Source organism: Burkholderia sp. 22PA0106, assembly GCF_047497155.1.
GTDB lineage: Bacteria > Pseudomonadota > Gammaproteobacteria > Burkholderiales > Burkholderiaceae > Burkholderia.
In genome coordinates this window covers 71,908-88,730 of record NZ_CP163162.1, presented here as the reverse complement: position 1 = coordinate 88,730, position 16,823 = coordinate 71,908, and the positions used below count along the sequence as shown (strand labels likewise).

11 protein-coding genes and 1 pseudogene are annotated in these 16,823 nt (G+C 66.4%); 5 read left to right on the top strand and 7 right to left on the bottom strand.

Translation table 11 applies throughout. The annotated features are described in order from the left end of the window. Positions 1 to 61: 61 nt before the first annotated feature. From AB4850_RS00390 to AB4850_RS00380, 3 genes are all read right to left on the bottom strand, one after another. A complete protein-coding gene (locus AB4850_RS00390; RefSeq protein WP_414440651.1) occupies positions 62 to 1,123 on the bottom strand; it encodes a nickel/cobalt transporter in 1,062 nt (353 codons plus the stop codon). Between the two features lie 41 nt (positions 1,124 to 1,164). Then, the gene (locus tag AB4850_RS00385; protein ID WP_414440650.1) at positions 1,165 to 1,761 is read right to left on the bottom strand and encodes a DUF1007 family protein; all 597 of its coding nucleotides are present in this window, start codon (positions 1,759 to 1,761) and stop codon (positions 1,165 to 1,167) included. A 179-nt stretch (positions 1,762 to 1,940) separates the two neighbouring features. Then, positions 1,941 to 3,770 carry an amidohydrolase gene (locus AB4850_RS00380; RefSeq protein WP_414440649.1) on the bottom strand — a complete coding sequence of 610 codons (1,830 nt, stop codon included), beginning with the start codon at positions 3,768 to 3,770 and terminating at the stop codon, positions 1,941 to 1,943. 450 nt (positions 3,771 to 4,220) lie between these two features. On the opposite strand from AB4850_RS00380, the gene AB4850_RS00375 reads away from it, so the two are divergent. The 3 genes from AB4850_RS00375 to AB4850_RS00365 all read left to right on the top strand — a co-directional run bounded on the left by AB4850_RS00375 (position 4,221) and on the right by AB4850_RS00365 (position 10,799). Next, entirely contained in the window at positions 4,221 to 5,930 is a 1,710-nt protein-coding gene (locus AB4850_RS00375) for a molecular chaperone HscC (RefSeq protein ID WP_414440648.1), read from the top strand. Positions 5,931 to 5,940: 10 nt separating this feature from the next. After that, positions 5,941 to 8,415, top strand: coding sequence for a TonB family protein (locus AB4850_RS00370; protein ID WP_414440647.1), 2,475 nt, complete (start codon positions 5,941 to 5,943; stop codon positions 8,413 to 8,415). Between the two features lie 137 nt (positions 8,416 to 8,552). Continuing rightward, on the top strand, positions 8,553 to 10,799 hold the full coding sequence (locus AB4850_RS00365; protein WP_414440646.1) for a hypothetical protein: 2,247 nt from the start codon (positions 8,553 to 8,555) through the stop codon (positions 10,797 to 10,799). A 43-nt stretch (positions 10,800 to 10,842) separates the two neighbouring features. Here AB4850_RS00365 and AB4850_RS00360 read toward each other — a convergent pair. Then, positions 10,843 to 10,994, bottom strand: a pseudogene (locus AB4850_RS00360) (S-(hydroxymethyl)glutathione dehydrogenase); the annotation flags it as partial. Positions 10,995 to 11,200: 206 nt separating this feature from the next. On the opposite strand from AB4850_RS00360, the gene AB4850_RS00355 reads away from it, so the two are divergent. Next, the gene (locus AB4850_RS00355; RefSeq protein ID WP_414440645.1) at positions 11,201 to 12,115 is read left to right on the top strand and encodes a hypothetical protein; all 915 of its coding nucleotides are present in this window, start codon (positions 11,201 to 11,203) and stop codon (positions 12,113 to 12,115) included. Beyond that, positions 12,115 to 13,002, top strand: coding sequence for a nucleotidyl transferase AbiEii/AbiGii toxin family protein (locus AB4850_RS00350; protein WP_414440644.1), 888 nt, complete (start codon positions 12,115 to 12,117; stop codon positions 13,000 to 13,002). The genes AB4850_RS00355 and AB4850_RS00350 overlap by 1 nt, the downstream gene beginning before the upstream one ends. A gap of 14 nt (positions 13,003 to 13,016) precedes the next feature. Here the strand turns inward: AB4850_RS00350 and AB4850_RS00345 are convergent, their stop codons facing one another. The 3 genes from AB4850_RS00345 to AB4850_RS00335 all read right to left on the bottom strand — a co-directional run bounded on the left by AB4850_RS00345 (position 13,017) and on the right by AB4850_RS00335 (position 16,439). Continuing rightward, positions 13,017 to 14,273 (bottom strand): diaminopropionate ammonia-lyase, encoded by a 1,257-nt coding sequence (locus AB4850_RS00345; protein WP_414440643.1) that lies wholly within the window; start codon positions 14,271 to 14,273, stop codon positions 13,017 to 13,019. Between the two features lie 166 nt (positions 14,274 to 14,439). Next, entirely contained in the window at positions 14,440 to 16,077 is a 1,638-nt protein-coding gene (locus AB4850_RS00340) for a methyl-accepting chemotaxis protein (protein ID WP_414440642.1), read from the bottom strand. Positions 16,078 to 16,301: 224 nt separating this feature from the next. Continuing rightward, on the bottom strand, positions 16,302 to 16,439 hold the full coding sequence (locus AB4850_RS00335) for a hypothetical protein (protein WP_414440641.1): 138 nt from the start codon (positions 16,437 to 16,439) through the stop codon (positions 16,302 to 16,304). Positions 16,440 to 16,823: the final 384 nt, after the last annotated feature.

Here is a 16,823-nt window from a genome sequence, read left to right as displayed (position 1 = left end):
CTTTGTAGCGGTGGGACGAAACGGCCGTGATGATTTGCGACGGCGCGCAATCGTAAAAAATTCAGGTCAACTCGGGTTGCACATAACCCGTCAAAATCAACGCCGCCTGCACCGCCCCGAACAACACGATCGCCACTGCCCCCGTAATCCCCACCACGCGCTGCGCCGTCTGCAGCCGCGCCCGCAAGCGAATGCCGCGCCCCATGATGAAGCGGTTCGCGCCGATCGCGCCGAGGCCGAACAGCGTCACCGTCACGGCCACGCCAGCAGCAATCGCGAACGCGGCCGCGATGCCGATCCACGGCGCGCGCGCCGCCACCGACGCGATCAACACGAAGATCGAGCCGACGCAGGGCCGCACGCCCGATGCGAAACCGGTCGCGAGGATCTGCAGTGTCACCGTCCACCTCGACGGGTTGGCCACCATCGCGCGGCGCGACGAACGGGCATGCACCCGCAGCTTCGCGCCGAGATAGGCGGGCGCGTCGTCCGAGGTGTCGCGCGCGTCGGGCACCAGCTTGATCGCGACCGGGTCCACGCAGCAATCGCGGCGCGTCAGCGTGTTGTAAAGCGTGAAGATGCCGGCCACGCACAGCAGCAGGTAGCTGACGACATCAAGCGAGGCCGCGTTGGACAGCACGTTCGACATGCCCTCCTGCGCGAACCACGCCGCACCGAACACCAGCACGATGGCGCTCATCGCCTGCACGGCCGCGCCCCAGCTTGCCAGGCCGATGGCCTGCGCCACGCGCGTGCGCCGCGAGCCCAGGTAAGCGCCGGCCACGAGCTTGCCGTGTCCCGGCCCGACCGCATGAAGCATGCCGTAGGCGAACGACACGGCGAGCAGCGTCAGCCAGGCCAACGGCGACGCGTCACGCCGCAATTGCGCGGCGACGTCGGCGATATGCGCATTGAGCTTGCCCTGCCAGATCAGCGTGGTGACCAGCAGCGTGCGCGCGAATTCCGGCAACACCACCGTGTGCTGCGGCTCCGGAACCGGAGCCGGCGCGGCAGCTTGCGTGGAGGGCGCCGACGACGCCGGCCGGATCGGCTGGCCGAATACATCGACGGTGGGCGCAGCGGCGTAACACGGCACGGCCAAACCGAAGCCCGCCAACGCCATGCAACACGCCAGGAAAAAGGCCATCGCGGGCCGTGAGAATCTCAGCATGACAAAGCAAATGCCTGCGGCAGATAGAGGCCGTTGAAGATGGGGTGCGTGCGATCCTGAAACGCCTTCGCGGTGCAACTGGCGGCGGGATGGCCTTCGAGCGTCACGGGCGTCGCGCCATTCGGTTCGTAGTCCACGAAAAACGATTCGTCCCAGATGCCGAGCGATACCTTGCGCGCGCTGCCGGCATCCACCGGCGCCTTGAGCGGCAGCATGAAGGTGTAGACCAGCTTGCCGTGATCGATCGACACGCGGAACCCGGTCGGCTCGCCGAACGGCTGCGCTTCGCCGTTGACGTAAAGGTGACTGAAATATTGCGCGCCCGCGAGCGAGGAAAACGCCTGCTTACGGAAGATTTCAGTTTGCTTGGCATCGAGCGGCCCGTTCTCGGGCAGGGAATCGATGCCGACGATCTGCACCGGGAACCCTTCCGAGAAGCGCCAGCTTTCGGCAATGGCGGTGACGGCCGTGCCCTGCATCTGCACGCGCGCCGCATAGCGAATCCACACATGCGGGTGCGCGGCGGCCACGCCCGATACGACCAAGGCGGCGGCCCCGGCGAGCCGCCTGACGACAGTAAGATTCCACATCGCTTTCGATTGTTGGTTCCGGCGGGCCGAGGCACGGTGCCTCGCAGCGCGCGACGACGCGAGTATAGCGGGGCTTCGGCCGGACGCGCCCGCTGAGATTCGATACGGCGGGGGCGGCCGGCCCGGCGCATTTCGCACGCCGCGCCGGCCGCTCGTTCGATTGGCGGCCGCCGTCGCGCTTACTGCGCGGCCGGATACACGCGCCGCCCGCTCACCCAGGTTTCCCGCACCACGATGTCGCGCATGCCTGCCGCGTCGAGCGCCTGCCACGTCAGCGGGTCCTGGTCGAGGATCACCAGGTCGGCCTGCTTGCCCGGCAGCAGCGAACCGATCTGCGTGTCGAGGTGACATTGCCAGGCCGCGTCGATCGTGACGGCGCGCAGCGCCTGCGCGATGCTCAGGCGCTCCGACGGGTTCAGCACTTCCACCGGCCCGGTCGCGGCGTCGCCGGTGGGCGGCACGCGCGTGGCTTCCATCACGCGGCCGACCGCCTGCTCCATGTATCGCAGCGGCCCGAACGGCGAGACGAAGTGATCGCTGTGCAGGCTGATGCGCATGCCGGCCGCCAGCGCGGACGCGCAGCGGTCCAGCAATTGCGCGCGCTCGTAGCCCAGGATCGTGTCGCAGAACGCCTTGCCCCAATAGCCGACGTGGCCGATCAGGAAGCTCGGTGAAATCGACATGCGCTTCATGGTCTGCAACGCGTTGTCGTGCAGCAGCGAGGCATGTTCGATCCGGTGGCGCGCCTTGATGGGCGCCGGGTCGCGATCGACGCCCGGCGGCGGCACCTTGTCGAGCGCCAGTTGATAGGCGGCCAGCACATTGACGATCCCGTCGTCGCCGTTGGCGTGGGTGAGGATCGGCCATCCCGCATCGGCCGCCCGCGCCATCTGTTTCGCCAGGCCCCGCATGGGCGTGAAATTGAACAGGCCGTACTTGCCGACGCCCGGCACCGCATGCTCGTTGCAGCATCGGTACGGGGCGCTCTGCAGCCCCGTCAAACCCTGATTCGACCCGTCGGCGATCAGCTTGATCGCGCGCAGGCTGAACAGCACGTTCGGATCGCTGTTGAGCTCCGGCCGGTAGAACGCGAGCCATCCACCAAGCGCGTCCGGATCGTTGCCGTACAACGCGGCGCCCACCCGCACCGTCAGCGCGGTCGTCTTGGCCAGCGCGCGCATCGTATCGACCTCGGCAGGCCCGCTCAACATGCCGAGGCCCGCGTCGAAGATCGTGGTGATGCCGCGCTCGTTGGCTTCCGCGAACACCTTCAGCAGATTCGCCAGCATGACGTTCTGATCGACCGGCAGCAGATTCGACACGAGCTTGGAATGTTCTTCGGTCAGGACGCCTGATTGGTAGATCTTCTCGATGCCCGCCCGCTTCAGCGCGACCGTGTTGACATAGCTGATGTGGCCGGACGCGTTGAGCAGGAAGATGCCGACGTCGTCGGGCGAACCGGTATCCGGCGCGAAGCCGTCGAGCCATTTTGCATCGGGCTCCTCCCACGTCTGCATCAGCGACGGATCCACGCCGAAGCCGCACACCCAGCGCTGGACATTGGGCGGCGAGGTCACCTCCTTCGCGGCCTTCACCGCCTCGACAAGCCGCGTGCCGATGACGTCCTTGTTGTACGGGTGCAGCAGTTCCTGGCCCTTGAACGGGCTCAGGTCGGTCCACGATTTGACGAGCGCACTCGTCATCAGGTGCGCATGCGGATCGATCAGGCCCGGCAGCAGGGCCTGGCCGACGGCGAGTGCGTACTCGGTCACCGGCTCGGCGAACTGCTGATCGTGCATCTGCGCGCGCACAGCCTCGAGGCTGTCGACCGCAATGACCTTGTGGTCGGCGATGCCGATCGCCTCGACACGCCATTCCGGCCGCTCGGGGTCCGGATAAATGGCGCCGCCGTAAAAGATAACCGGCTCCCGGCCATCGCCATCACGCAATGGCGGCAAACCGGCGATATGCGTTTTCCATTCCGGAGAGGCGTGATCGAACGACGGCATGATATGCGGACTGCAGCATGCGCAGCCAAAATGAACGGTTTCCGACATGATTCGTTTCCTTTTACGTTCTGTTTTATAACGATCGAATAAAATCCCATCGAATCAGGCAAACGACGATCGATGCGCCCCGGCCCACGGTGCGCATGTGTCCATGCCTGCCGATACGCGGAGCCGCCGTGACGGCCGTCGGTGCATCCCCGTAGACGGCACGACGTCGGCCCGCGCGCGTTCGACTATAAATGACCGGAATGACACGCGACACGCTTCGTCTTAATGACAGGCAGAGAATATTTTTACAAACGGCTTCAACCTAGTTTGAATCGCGAAACAATCGATCAAATTGAAGATCGAGCATTTCGCATTCCATGGTAGCCTCGCGCGTCAGGCCGAATACACGCGTGCCGCCACAGGCCATGCCGTGAATGAGAGAACATCGTGCGAGGGAATGGGGTGAATACGATTATCGGTATCGATCTCGGTACGACGCATAGTTTGGCCGCCGTATGGAAAGACGGCGCGCCGGTTCTGATTCCCAATGCGCTCGGCGAGTTTCTCACGCCGTCCTGCGTCGGCATCGACGACGACGGCAGCGTGCTGGTCGGCCGCGCCGCCTTGCACCGGCTGCATACGCACCCCGACCTGACCGCCGCCAACTTCAAGCGCTACATGGGCACGGCCCGCAAGCTGCGGCTCGGGCAGGCCAGCTACCGGCCCGAGGAATTGTCCTCATTCGTGCTGCGCGCCCTGAAGGCCGACGCGCAGGCGTATCTCGGCCACCCCGTCGAGCAGGCCGTGATCACCGTGCCGGCCTATTTCAACGACACCCAGCGCAAGGCCACGCGCGCGGCCGGCGACCTGGCCGGCCTGAACGTCGCACGGCTCATCAACGAGCCGACCGCCGCCGCGCTGGCCTACGGCGTGCACGAGCGCGCCGCCGAGCGCAAATTCCTGATCTTCGACCTGGGCGGCGGCACGTTCGACGTCTCGATCATCGACATCTTCGAAGGCGTGATGGAGATCCGCGCCAGCGCCGGCGACAACATGCTCGGCGGCGAGGATTTCACCGGCGTGCTGGTGGACGCGTTCCTCGCGCGGCACCGGCTCGACGCGGAACGGCTGCGCGCGCACCCCGTCGAACTGCAACGCCTGCTGCACGAAGCCGAAAGCGCCAAGCGCGCGCTCACGGCGGGCGGCAGCGCGCAGATGCGCGCGACGCTCGACGGCACCGCCTACGAGATGGCCGTCACGTCGGCCGAATTCGAAACGCTGTGCACGTCGCTGCTTGACCGGCTGCGCCAACCAGTGACGCGCGCCCTGCGCGACGCCCGGATTCCGCTGGCCGAACTCAAGGACGTGATCCTGGTGGGCGGCGCCACGCGCATGCCGGTGGTGCGGCGCATGGCGAGCCTGCTGTTCGGCCGGCTGCCGGCGGGGTCGCTGAATCCGGACGAGGCCGTGGCGCTGGGCGCAGCGGTGCAGGCCGGGCTCAAGCAACGCGACGCGGCGCTGGAGGAAATCGTGATGACCGACGTGGCGCCGTACAGCCTCGGCGTCGAGGTCGCCACACAGGTCACGCCGAATCACGTCAGCGAAGGCAGCTTCCTGCCGCTCATCGAGCGCAACACCACCGTGCCGGCGAGCCGCGCGAAGACGGTCTACACGATGCACGACAACCAGACGCGCGTGAACCTGAAGGTGTATCAGGGCGAATCGCACGCGGTGGCCGACAACATCCTGCTGGGCCGCCTGCCGATCGATGTGCCGGCCGCCCCGGCGGGCTCGGTGAAGATCGAGGTGCGCTTCACGTACGACGTCAACGGGCTGCTCGAAGTGATCGCCCGGCAATTGCCCGACGGCCAGGCGCACACGCTGGTGATCGAGGAAAACCCGGGCGTGTTGAGCCCGGACGAGATCGCGGCGCGCTTGCAGGCGTTGAACAAGATGAAGATTCATCCGCGCGAAACCACCGAGAACCGCACGCTGCTGGCGCGCGCCGATCGCCTGTTCCAGGAATTGCTGGGCGATCCGCGCCATTTCATCGGGCAGCAGATCGTGACGTTCCAGTCCGTGCTCGAAACCCAGGACCCCGAAACGATCGTCCAGGCACAGGCCGCGCTGAAGCGGGTGCTGGAGCACTTCGAAACCCGCCAGATCTTCTGACCCGGCGCGCATGAATTCTTCCGTACCATCGATCTGGGACACGCTCGGCGTATCCGCCAACGCGACCGAAACCGACATCCGGCGCGCCTACGCCCAACGGCTCAAGACCACGCGGCCCGACGACGATCCGGTCGCGTTCCAGGCGCTGCGCGAAGCCTACGAGCGGGCGCGGCAGATCGCTCAGGCGCGGGAAGCGCGCGATGAACCGCATCGGGATGACGCCGTGGTTCGGGCGGCTGCGAAGCCGGTACGGCCGGCAGGCCCGGATGAGGTTCAAGCGCCTGACGTGGCGGACGATCCCGAAGCAACTCGGCCGCCCGTGGCACCGGTCGTGCCGGAGGCGGTTCAGCCGCCTGCGGCATCGGTCGTTCCAGAGGCGATTCAACCGCCGGCGGCTCCGATCATCCCGGCAGTACCACACCCGCCCTCGCCGCCCCGGTTCGCGCCGCCGGAGTCGCCACCCACGCCCCCGGCCTCCCCCACCGAGATCGCCACGGCCGCGTGGCAGCGCTTCATCGCCTCGCGACGCGGTCCGCCAGCGCAACCCATCGCGCTGGCCGCCATGCTCCGCGACGACGCGCTGGCCCATCTGGCGGCCCGCGACGCGTTCGAACTGTTGTGCGCGCAGTACTGCGCCCGCGACAACGCCGACCCCGCGCTGCGCATCGAAATCGCCGACATCATGCAATGGGAGCGCGATTCGAGCTTCATCCTGCGCGCGCTGCAGACTGTCGGTCACCTCGCGATGGCGCGCGTGCAGGCCGATCGCCTGTCCCGCCGCATCGAACACGATCTGCCCAAGGCATTCGCACTCCTGAGCAATGCGCCCGTGTCGCCGCAACGCGCCCGGCTCATGCTGCTGTCGAGCCGACGCGCCACCCAGTTGAACAAGGCACTCGCGGCACTGCGCGGCCATCCGCGGCATGTCGTGGCGCATCGCTTCGATCTGGCCACGCTCGCGTTCTGGGAAGCGCAATACGACTCGCGCCTGAAGGCACCCGCCTGGCAGGCCGGCGTCGTATTGGCCGGCTGGTTTGCGGCGATCGTGTGGGTGGCCGCCGGCCCGTTCCGGCTGCTGATGTGGGCGCCGCCCTGGGTGACCTTCGCCGCGCTGCCGATTTTCGCCGCCACGGCGCTCGTGGTGCCGGCCCTCGCCCTGCTGTTCTGGCCCGACCGTGCCCGTCGATGGTATCGGCGCGTCGAGGATCGCCCGCCGTTCCGCTATGGATGGATAGGACTCTGGACGATCACCTCGATCACGCTCATGGAAGGGCGGCTGCACGACCTGCAGGGCATCCAGCTTGGCGGCCTGTTCGGCCTGATCGCCGCGCTCGGTTGGGCGATGGCCGCCGTGCCCGCTTCGCTCTATTCGATGTCGCTCGTCTGCAGCCTGATGCTGGCGCCGGTGCTGGGCACGCAGGCCTTTCATGCAGAGGTGTTCGGCGCGCGCAGCCTGCTCTGGAGCCTGATCAACGGCCCGTTGATCCTCGCGCTCCTGCCGGTGCAAACCTCGCTGTCCCTCGCGCTCAGGACCAACCGCCACAGCATGAAACTGGCGGCTGCAGCGTGGTGGATCGTGGCCGGGCTGCTGGGCGCGGCCGCATCGATGCTGGGCATCGCTGCGGTGGTTCACGCCGCCGCGCCGTTCGCCCTGCCGCTCCTCGTGGCGGCCGCGCTGACCAGCATCTCCATCGTGGAGTGGGGCCGGCCCCGCAAGCAGTGGTTGCTGTTCGCGGCGCTGATTCCGTTGAACCTGCTGGGTCCGGTCGAATTCGGCGTGCTGTTCGCGTGGCCCATCGTGGCGGCCATCAGCGTGACGTATGCGCTTGCACGCGGCTCGGCCGCGCACGCCGCCGAACTCCGCGCCCAATGGCTGGCCGGCCGCCCCTACCGGTATCGGATACGCAGCGGCTGGCATCGCCCCGTCACCTCGATGCGGCTGCGCCTCGGGGTGACCCTGCTGACCTTCATCGTGCTCTGGACGCTGACCGCCTTCGTCTCGTTCAATCTCGGCTACGCGTCGTTCAAGCCCGATGCCAACGCTCACCGGCCCGCACGCCTCGACACATCGGATGTGACGCAGCCCACGCAGAAGCTCGACATGCTGTTGCTGCATCCGGCCGCGACGGACGCCGCGAACACCCTCACGAGCCGCGCCTCGCCGGCTGGCGCATCGAGCGTGATCGACCTGCCCGCCGCCGCCGCGCTGAACCGCCCCGACTGCCACGTTCCGGCGCCCGAGTATCCGGCCTCCGCGCGCCGCCACGGCCTGAGCGGCCGCGTGGTGATTCGCGCGGTGCTGTCGCCCCAGGGCCTGCCGGAATCCGTCTCGATCGTGCAGAGCAGCCAGCACGACGACCTCGACGAGGCCGCGCGCCAGGCCGTGCTGGCCATGACCTGCAAGCCGTATCTCGTGAACGGCCGGGCGATGCGGGAGAAAGTCAGTATTCCTTTCATATTTTCACTGCGCAACGATCAGGGATGAGGCACCTGCCCGCCCGATCCTGACCAATCCTCAACACTTCGCAAACCCACCTCTCGTTTCGCCCCCTCGCCGCGCACCGCGGCGAGGCGCGCGTAGTGTTCGGGCCACGTTCGTCCTTCGCTTAACGCGCATTCACCATGCCCTCATCGATTCGTTCCGGCTCTCTCGCCCCGTCCACCCACGCCGCCCAAACCGATGCCCCCTCGCCCGACACCGCGTCCACGCCCGATGCCGGTCGCCCCACGGGCAAGCACGCGGAAGCCGCATCGGCTCAGTTTTCGGCCCTGAAATCGCGCCGCCCGAGCGACAGCGCCGGCTCCGATGCCGCCTCCACCGCAAGCAAGACCGCCTCGCGCCTGCGCAAGGGCCCGCTGCCGCCGCACCGCCCCGGCTCGCCGACCAGCTCGCGCGCGCACGGCGACAACTCATCGATCGAAATGGCGCGCCTGTCGCGCACGCACTCGGCGGCCGGCACGCATGCCAGCGCGGCGCCGAGCATCGCATCGAGCGACGATGAGGATGACGAAATCACGCTGAAGCTGCCGTCGCCGTGCGGCGGCGCACTGACCGTCGGCAGCGACGGCACACCCGTCTGCAAGGAAGATCACGGCGTGCAGAGCGTGCTGAACCTGATCGGTGAACTCGATCCCGAAGCGCTCGCGCATCTGAACATCGCGCCCGGCGCGCAGATTCATGTCGAGTGGGATGCGCAGTTGATGGAGAAGATGGGCAGCTTCCGCAAGCTTTGCGGCGGCAACATGCTGGTGGCCACCGATCTGCTGCGCGACGCGATCGCCAAGGGCGACAACGCGTTCACGCCCGAGGCGCGCATGCCGGGCACCGATCAGCATCCGAGCGCCTTCCTGCGCGAGGTCGGCATCCAGATCCGCGTGACGCCCGACAACGGCGCGAGCGCGCGCCTGCAGGCCGCACTCACGCACCAGCCGAACGATCCGGCCAAGCAGGCACGGCTCGCGAAATTCCGGGGCGATTTCGGCGCGATGTCGATGCTGTCGCTCGCCACCAACAAGGATTTCAACAAGGAGCTGGCCTACGGCCTCGGCGCGAGCCTGGTCGGCACCGGCGCGATCGGCGCGACGTTCGACTACGGCGTCTGGGCCAGCGTGAAGACGGCGATCGGCCCGGCCGCTGCCGCCAAGTACGGCCCGCTGCTCGATTCGCTCACGCCGCTGTTCGCCGAAACCTTCGACTCGATGGTCATCAAGCGGCTCATGGAAGTGATGAAGGGCGGCAGCTTCATGCCCGCTCAGTTGTCCGAAGCGCTCGGCGACCTCAAGGGCGCGGCGTTCTCCGGCTCGATCGCGGCGGTCGGCTCGCTGCCGAACAACTTCGTGCGCGAGCTGGCGAAGGCCGCAAAGGAAAGCGGCCACGACAAGCTGGCGGTCGGCCTGCTGGTGGCCAAGCAGGTCACCAACCTGCTCGCCACCTGGACCTCCGGCGCGATGGTGCCGCTCGAAGTGATGGAGGATCACCAGGCGCTGGTCGAGCAGAAGATGGCGATGATCGAGGCCGGCACCCTGCCGCGCCCGCAAGTGGACGACGTGCTCAAGCACGTCAGCGACGAAGCGCTCGCCACGTTGCGCGCCGGGCGCGGCACCGGCTCGGCGATCCGCTCGATGGCCACCGGCGGCGAGATCGCCGCGACGCTCGGCCTGATGCTCTCGCTGCTGTCGCACGCGGGCGTGCTGCCGGGCACGGTCGAGCAGTTGATCACGCTGATGTACTCCACGCCGACCGAAGTCATCAGCATGGTGTCGACGATGGCAGCCGAAAAATGGGTGGGCGCGGATTCGAGCCAGGAAGATGCGCGCATCACCACCGACGCCGCCAAGCAAAGCGGCATGCTCGGCCAGATCGCGAAATCGGACCAGACATCGCTGGCCGATCTCGACCATATCGCGCGGCCGTACGGCGAGCGCAACGCGCAACTCGGCTACGCCGTCACGGTGGCACTGGGCAGCGCGATGGGGCTGGTCGAGAAAAGCGCGGAATACGGCATGCATTACGCCGGCGCGGTCGGCCAGGGCGTGCAGGCGCTGCCGGGCGCGGCCTACGAACATGCGCTGAAGCCCGTGGGGCAGGGCATCGCGTGGACGGCGCAGAAGACGGGCGAGGCGCTCGCGCCGGTGCTCACGCCGGCCGGCCGAGCGATGCTGGCGGGCGCGGCGGCGGCCGGCACCTATGTGGTCAAGCCGACCGCCAACGCCACGGCGATGGCCGTCGACGGCGTGGTGCGCGCGCCGGGCGCCGGTGCGCGCCTGGTCGGCCAGGCGGTGGCGAGCGGCGCCGACGCGGTCAGCCGGCTCGCGCGGTCGCGCCATCGCGGCCCCGCAGCGGAGCCGACCGGCGACGAGATGGTGTGAGCGCGGCGTTCATGCCGCGAGACTGACGACGGTGCGGATCAACGCGGCCTTCGTGCATCAGCACGAAGGCCGCGTTGATGTCCGACAGCGGCAAGGAGGGGTGACGAACGGCGTGAGTTCGATCTTGCCGGGCAGCGCGTCCTCCACCGTGCCCGGCAGTTGCGAGCGGCCTTTGACGCCGCCGAATACGGGTCCAGTTACGGTCAGGACCAAATTTTTCTATCACGATGTTTACGATGCGTCCTTAGGACGCATCGTAAACATCGTGGTTAAATAAATCAACAAATTTCTCTCTATTTTTAACGTCTTATTTAGTTATTTTCTTGACGATTTGCGAAATTAATGATATTAAAGCACTGCTTGTCCTCAGGACAAGCAGTGCTTTTCTACATCCCATTCTCATGGAACCCACTCTCTCAGTCGTCGGTGCACTCACGTTGCGGCTCGGCAAAGAGCATCGCTCCGGTGTCGTGACGCTCTACGATCTTGGCGCGCTGCTCTGGCAGCTTCATGCCACGCGCGAGCATGCCGGGCACCGCATCAAGAATCCACGCAGCTCGCGACCGAGCCGTTCGAGCCTGTTCAAATACCGTGACGATCTGATCGAAAACGGTGTCCTCGAACACCGCAACGACCTGCCCGACGACACGTGGCTCATGACCTTGTCGCCGTTCAAGGACCCCTCCGACATCCTGTGTGGACTGGATCCATTCAGCTATCTCTCCCATCTGTCGGCCATGGAATATCACGGCCTGACCGAGCTGGTACCCCGGCTGATTTTCGCGACCACCTACCCGGCAACCGAGTGGCGCAAACAGGCAGCCGATCGAATGACTGCGGACCTGGGCGACAGCCTGGCCGATTACCAGGCGGCCCGCATGCCGCCCCTGCAAAGGCTTGCGTTCGATACGGCAGGCAAGCGCAAGCTCAACCTGTTTGCCAGCAAGGCAGCCGGCTCATTCATCTCGCTTCGCGATCGCCCGGTACGCGTCGCCAGCGTTGGCCGGACCTTTCTCGACATGCTGCGGCGCCCCGATCTGTGCGGCGGCATTCATCATGTAATCGACACGTTTGTCGAACATGCACGCGCTTATTTGCCCTTGATCATCGATGAGTTAGATCGGCACGGCGAACCGATCGAAAAAGTCCGCGGCGGATATATCTTGGAGGATCGATGCGAAATCCGAGGCAATCCGCGCATCGAGGCCTGGACGCAGTTCGCTCAACGTGGCGGCTCGCGCAAACTCGATCCCGCTGAAGCGTACTGGCCAGCGTTCTCGGAAAAATGGATGATTTCCCTTAACGTGAGCCGTTGATGACCACTGTAGAAGATTGGGTAACCGGCGCCGCCGACGCGCGCGAACAAGCCTTTCGCAACGTCGTCCACATCATGCTTTCCGCGATCGGCGCATCGCACGAATTGAAACCGGTGATGGTGATGAAAGGCGGCGTATTGATGGCGATCCGCTACGCCACGGGGCGCCACACGACCGACGTCGACTTCTCGACGCAGGCCCACTACCGCGAGTTCGCCGCTGGCCAGGACGCCTTCATCGAACGCCTGAACGCCGCCATCCGGCAAGCTGCGGAAGCGCTGAACTACGGCATCGCCTGCGGTATCCAGAGCACCGACCTGCAACCACGCGCCGAAGGCAATTTTCAAACGCTGAGAATTCGTATCGGCTACGCGCCCAAAGGCAACGCAAGCGCGATGAAGCGTCTGGCAGATCGGCAGTCTCCGCAAATTGTCCAGATCGACTACAGCTTCAATGAAATCATCGGCGACGTCGATTTCCTCGGAGTCGATGGCGAGCTCGAAATCCAGACATACAGCGAAACCACACTGCTCGCCGAGAAGCTCCGCGCAATCCTGCAACAGGAAGAACGGCAACGATCCCGGCGCCAGGATATCTACGACCTGCACTATTTTCTGACTCACTGGGGTGCCGATCGCGAACGTATCGAGCGGGTGCTGCGGTTGCTGATCGAAAAGGCGGAATCGCGCGGGCTTCGCATCGATCGCCAGTCGATGGCCGCTCCGGCGATCCGCGAGCGCTCGCAACGGGAGTATGCGGATCTCGCACCCACGATCGAAGGTGAGCTTCCGCCCTTCGACGTCGCGTTCACGACAGTGCGCCAGTATTACGAGTCGCTGCCGTGGCATCTCGTTGCAACGGCAGAAAGGTCGCACAGCAACACCTAGCCGGCGTGGCTCGATCAGCGGTCAGGCGCAGCGGGTGCCTCAGCCTCACAAGCCACCCGCGCCCAAGCCCCCTGCCGCCCCAACACATCCTCCGCCCGCTCCCCCACCAGTTCCCGGTACACCGTCGGCGCCGTCGCCCCCTCGGTGTTGATGACGAGAACCCGCGACGCGCGGCCGACACCCACCTTCGCCAGCGCACCGTCCGCCGCCAGCGCGCACAGCCCGGCCAGCCCCGCCGCCCCCGATTCGCCGGACACGATCGGGATATCGCGTCCCGAGCCGGCCGCCAGCACCTGCATCGCGGCGATGGCGTCGGCATCCCGAATCGTCATGAAGCAATCGGCGCCGGTCGCAAGAAAGCGCCACGCCAGCGGCGAGGTCTCCCCGCATGCGAGGCCCGCCATGATCGAATCGACCGAGCCGGTGGCCTTCTCTGCGACGCCGGTGAGAGCGCTCTGGTAAAGGCAATCGGCCTGCTCCGGCTCGACGATCACCACCGTGGGCCGCTGCTCGCCGAACACTTCCCAGAAGTAGCTGGAGATGCCGGCGGCCAGCCCGCCCACGCCGCCCTGCAGAAACACGTGGCTGAACGCGGGCGCCCCATCGCCCTGCGCGCGCGTGGCCTCGACGACTTCCGCCGCCACCGCGCCATAGCCCTGCATCACGTCGCGCGGAATGATCTCGTAGCCGGGGTAGGACGTGTCGGACACGACGTGCCAGCCGTTCACGTCGGCCAGCCGCGCCGCTTCCGCCACGGAGGCGTCGTAGTTGCCCGCGATGCGGACGATTCGTGCGCCCTGCTCCGCGATCGCCGCTTCACGCTCGACGCTGACGTTCGCATGCAGCACGATCACGCACCGGCAGCCAATGCTGCGCGCCGCCGCGGCGAGGCCCTTGCCGTGATTGCCGTCGGTCGCGCTCACCACCGTGAAGCCGTCGAGCCGGCTGCGGTAAGCACCCCGAAACAAGCCGGCCGGATCGAACTGCGCATCGGCGTTCAGCCGCATGACGAGCCTGACCAGCGCGATGGGCGCGCCGAGCGCCTTGAAGCTGCCGAGATCGGAGCGGACCGATTCGTCCTTCACCCACACCTGCGCCACGCCGATGCGCGCGGCCAGATCGGGCAGGTCGTACAACGGCGTCGCGTGGCACGACACACCGCTCCAGTCGGCGATCCAGTTGCGGCTCTCCTCGGCGCGTTCGACCGACATGAGCGCCTTCAGAGAGTCCGGGTAGGCGCGCCGTTCGGCGCGCGCGTTCACAACCAGCATGGTGAGGCTCCTTCACGATGAGTCGGCATCGCCGGCAACCCGGCGATTCACGACGCTCATGTTAAAAGCCCGGCCGATCAATTTTTGAGCGAAAGCGGCACGCGATTCGCAAGAAAAACTCGCTTTTATCGTTCTTTTGCCGCCGCTTTCGATACGCCGCTCGTGCTCAGGCGAACTGCGGCACGCCCGCCCGCATCCCGCCTCGCATCGCCGCCCCACCCTGCGCGAACGACGCCGCGCCGGCCTGCTGCTCGATCCGGAACACCGACACCGCATCGCCCAAGCGCTGCGCCTGATCGACCAGCGAAGCGGCGGCCGCCGCCGCCTCCTCGACGAGCGCGGCGTTCTGCTGCGTGACCTCGTCCATCTGCGACACGGCGATATTGATCTGGTCGATGCCATCGCTCTGCTCGCTCGACGCCACGGCGATCTCGTTCATGATGCCGCTCACGCGGCTGATCGCGGTGACGATCTCGTTCATCGTGGTGCCCGAGCGCTCCACGAGATCGGCGCCGGTCTGCACGCGCTGCGTCGATTCGACGATCAAGCCCTTGATCTCCTTGGCGGCGGTGGCGCTGCGCTGCGCGAGCGAGCGCACCTCGCTGGCGACCACCGCGAAGCCGCGGCCCTGCTCGCCGGCGCGGGCCGCTTCCACGGCGGCATTGAGCGCGAGGATGTTGGTCTGGAACGCGATGCCCTCGATCACGCCGACGATGTCGCCGATCCGGCGCGAGTCGCCGACGATTTCCTGCATGGTGCCCACCACGTCGCGCGCGAGCTGCCCGCCCTCGGCGGCCAGGCCCGATGCGCCCTCGGCCAGCGAACTGGCCTGGCGCACGTTGTCGGCGGTCTGCTTCACGGTGGAGGTCAGTTGCTCGATGCTGGCGGCGGTTTCCTCCAGCGAGGCGGCCTGCTCCTCGGTACGCTGCGACAGGTTGGTGTTGCCCGCCGCGATCTCGCCCACGCCCACGTTGATCGATTCGGTGCTGCTGCGCACCGCGCCCACCGTGGATGTCAGGGAGTCCTGCATATTGCGCAGCGCCTCGCTGAGCTTGCCCATTTCGTTACGGCTCGTGACCTCGACCTTGCCGGTCAGATCGCCGTCGGCGATGCGGCCGAAGCTCTCGACGGCGGCATCCACCGGCTTGACGATCGCCTTGACGAGCCAGATCCGCACGAACAGCGACAGCGCGAGCGCCAGCACCAGGCCCACCGCCACCGCCACGATGACCATCGAGAATTGCCGCTGCGCGGCCTCGTAGCGCGCCTCGCCGATATCGACCTGATGCTTCTCCAGCGCGAGCATCGCCTTTTCGTACGCGGAATACAGCGGCGACAGCTTGTGGCCCTGGATCTCGCCGAACGCGGCCTTGTCGCCGGCCTTCAGCGCGGCCATCGCCGGCTCGATGCCCAGATGGATGAAGTCGTCGCGGCGCTTCTGCATGTCGTCGATCAGGCCGCGTGCGCCCGGATCGTCGCCGACCTGCGCCAGATACGCCGCGAAACGCTCGTTCGACAGCTTGATGTATTGGTCCGAACGCTTGAACGCCGAATCGGCGCCGGCCGCGTCGCCGATGTTCGTCAGCGAGTCATAGGTGGCGAGCGACAGCCGCAGGCGCAGCAACTGGCCCGAGCTGCCTTCGAGATTGGCCACGGCCGGCGTATCGACCGTGTACATCTGCTTCAGGTCGTGATTCGCCGCGTTCAGTGACACCACCCCGAGCAACGCACCGACGATCAACGCAAGGCCGAACAGGCCGATGATCGCGTTCACACAATGGCGAATCGACAGATTTTTAAACATGTGAATGGATCGATTGGTCGAACGAAACCCGGACGCCGGACCCGTGCGGTTCTCATTCTTGGTCCGTGAAATGGTTCGATATACGAATGGTTGTTCCCATTCTCCGGCGCACGTCGTTATTACGGCCCCAAAAGATCAGACTTGATTCACACTTGGTAGAAACGCTGACGAGTGGTTTCCCTTAGTCGGTTCGCGCTCGCGGTAACAGCCGGGGGCGGCTCCGCTCAGGCGGCCTGCCCCGCGCGGCACAGGCCGATCAGTTGCAGCAAGCGCACGAACAGCGCGCGCTCGACGGGCGCGCCGCTGCGCGAGTTGTGCTGGAGCAGCAACAGCTCGGGTGTGAGTTGGGGCGATCGATACATCGGAGTCCTCCCGGTTCGGATCGGGCAGGCCGAAGCGGCCGCCGCGCCTTTTTGTTACGCAAGAATCGAACCAAAGGTGGCACGCCGTCCGGCAAGGCGGTCGGCGGCGCACGCTCGGGCCGCACGCCGCGCCGGTGCGCGGCCTGCACCGTTCGGGGGCGTGGCGCGACCGATTTCGTCCGTCAATTGATTCGCATAACGAATCGACTGACGCGGAACACGGCAAGCGACGGGTATTCGAGTGCTGCCCAGTCATAAGCAGAATTCATCGAACCAATCACGAAACCTGCATTTCCTTATGGCTCGCGGCCCCCTACCCTTGACGCCTTCTCTCTCGCAAGGAAAGCCAAAGGATGTCCGCCACCTACCGCCGTTCGTTCTCGC

Excerpts from the sequence above, each read along its gene's own strand:
- AB4850_RS00385 (WP_414440650.1), bottom strand. The coding sequence starts at position 1,761 with ATGTGGAATCTTACTGTCGTCAGGCGGCTCGCCGGGGCCGCCGCCTTG.
- AB4850_RS00345 (WP_414440643.1), bottom strand. The coding sequence starts at position 14,273 with ATGCTGGTTGTGAACGCGCGCGCCGAACGGCGCGCCTACCCGGACTCT.
- AB4850_RS00340 (WP_414440642.1), bottom strand. The coding sequence starts at position 16,077 with ATGTTTAAAAATCTGTCGATTCGCCATTGTGTGAACGCGATCATCGGC.
- AB4850_RS00335 (WP_414440641.1), bottom strand. The coding sequence starts at position 16,439 with ATGTATCGATCGCCCCAACTCACACCCGAGCTGTTGCTGCTCCAGCAC.
- AB4850_RS00380 (WP_414440649.1), bottom strand. The coding sequence starts at position 3,770 with ATGCCGTCGTTCGATCACGCCTCTCCGGAATGGAAAACGCATATCGCC.
- AB4850_RS00355 (WP_414440645.1), top strand. The coding sequence starts at position 11,201 with ATGGAACCCACTCTCTCAGTCGTCGGTGCACTCACGTTGCGGCTCGGC.
- AB4850_RS00350 (WP_414440644.1), top strand. The coding sequence starts at position 12,115 with ATGACCACTGTAGAAGATTGGGTAACCGGCGCCGCCGACGCGCGCGAA.
- AB4850_RS00370 (WP_414440647.1), top strand. The coding sequence starts at position 5,941 with ATGAATTCTTCCGTACCATCGATCTGGGACACGCTCGGCGTATCCGCC.
- AB4850_RS00365 (WP_414440646.1), top strand. The coding sequence starts at position 8,553 with ATGCCCTCATCGATTCGTTCCGGCTCTCTCGCCCCGTCCACCCACGCC.
- AB4850_RS00390 (WP_414440651.1), bottom strand. The coding sequence starts at position 1,123 with ATGGCGTTGGCGGGCTTCGGTTTGGCCGTGCCGTGTTACGCCGCTGCG.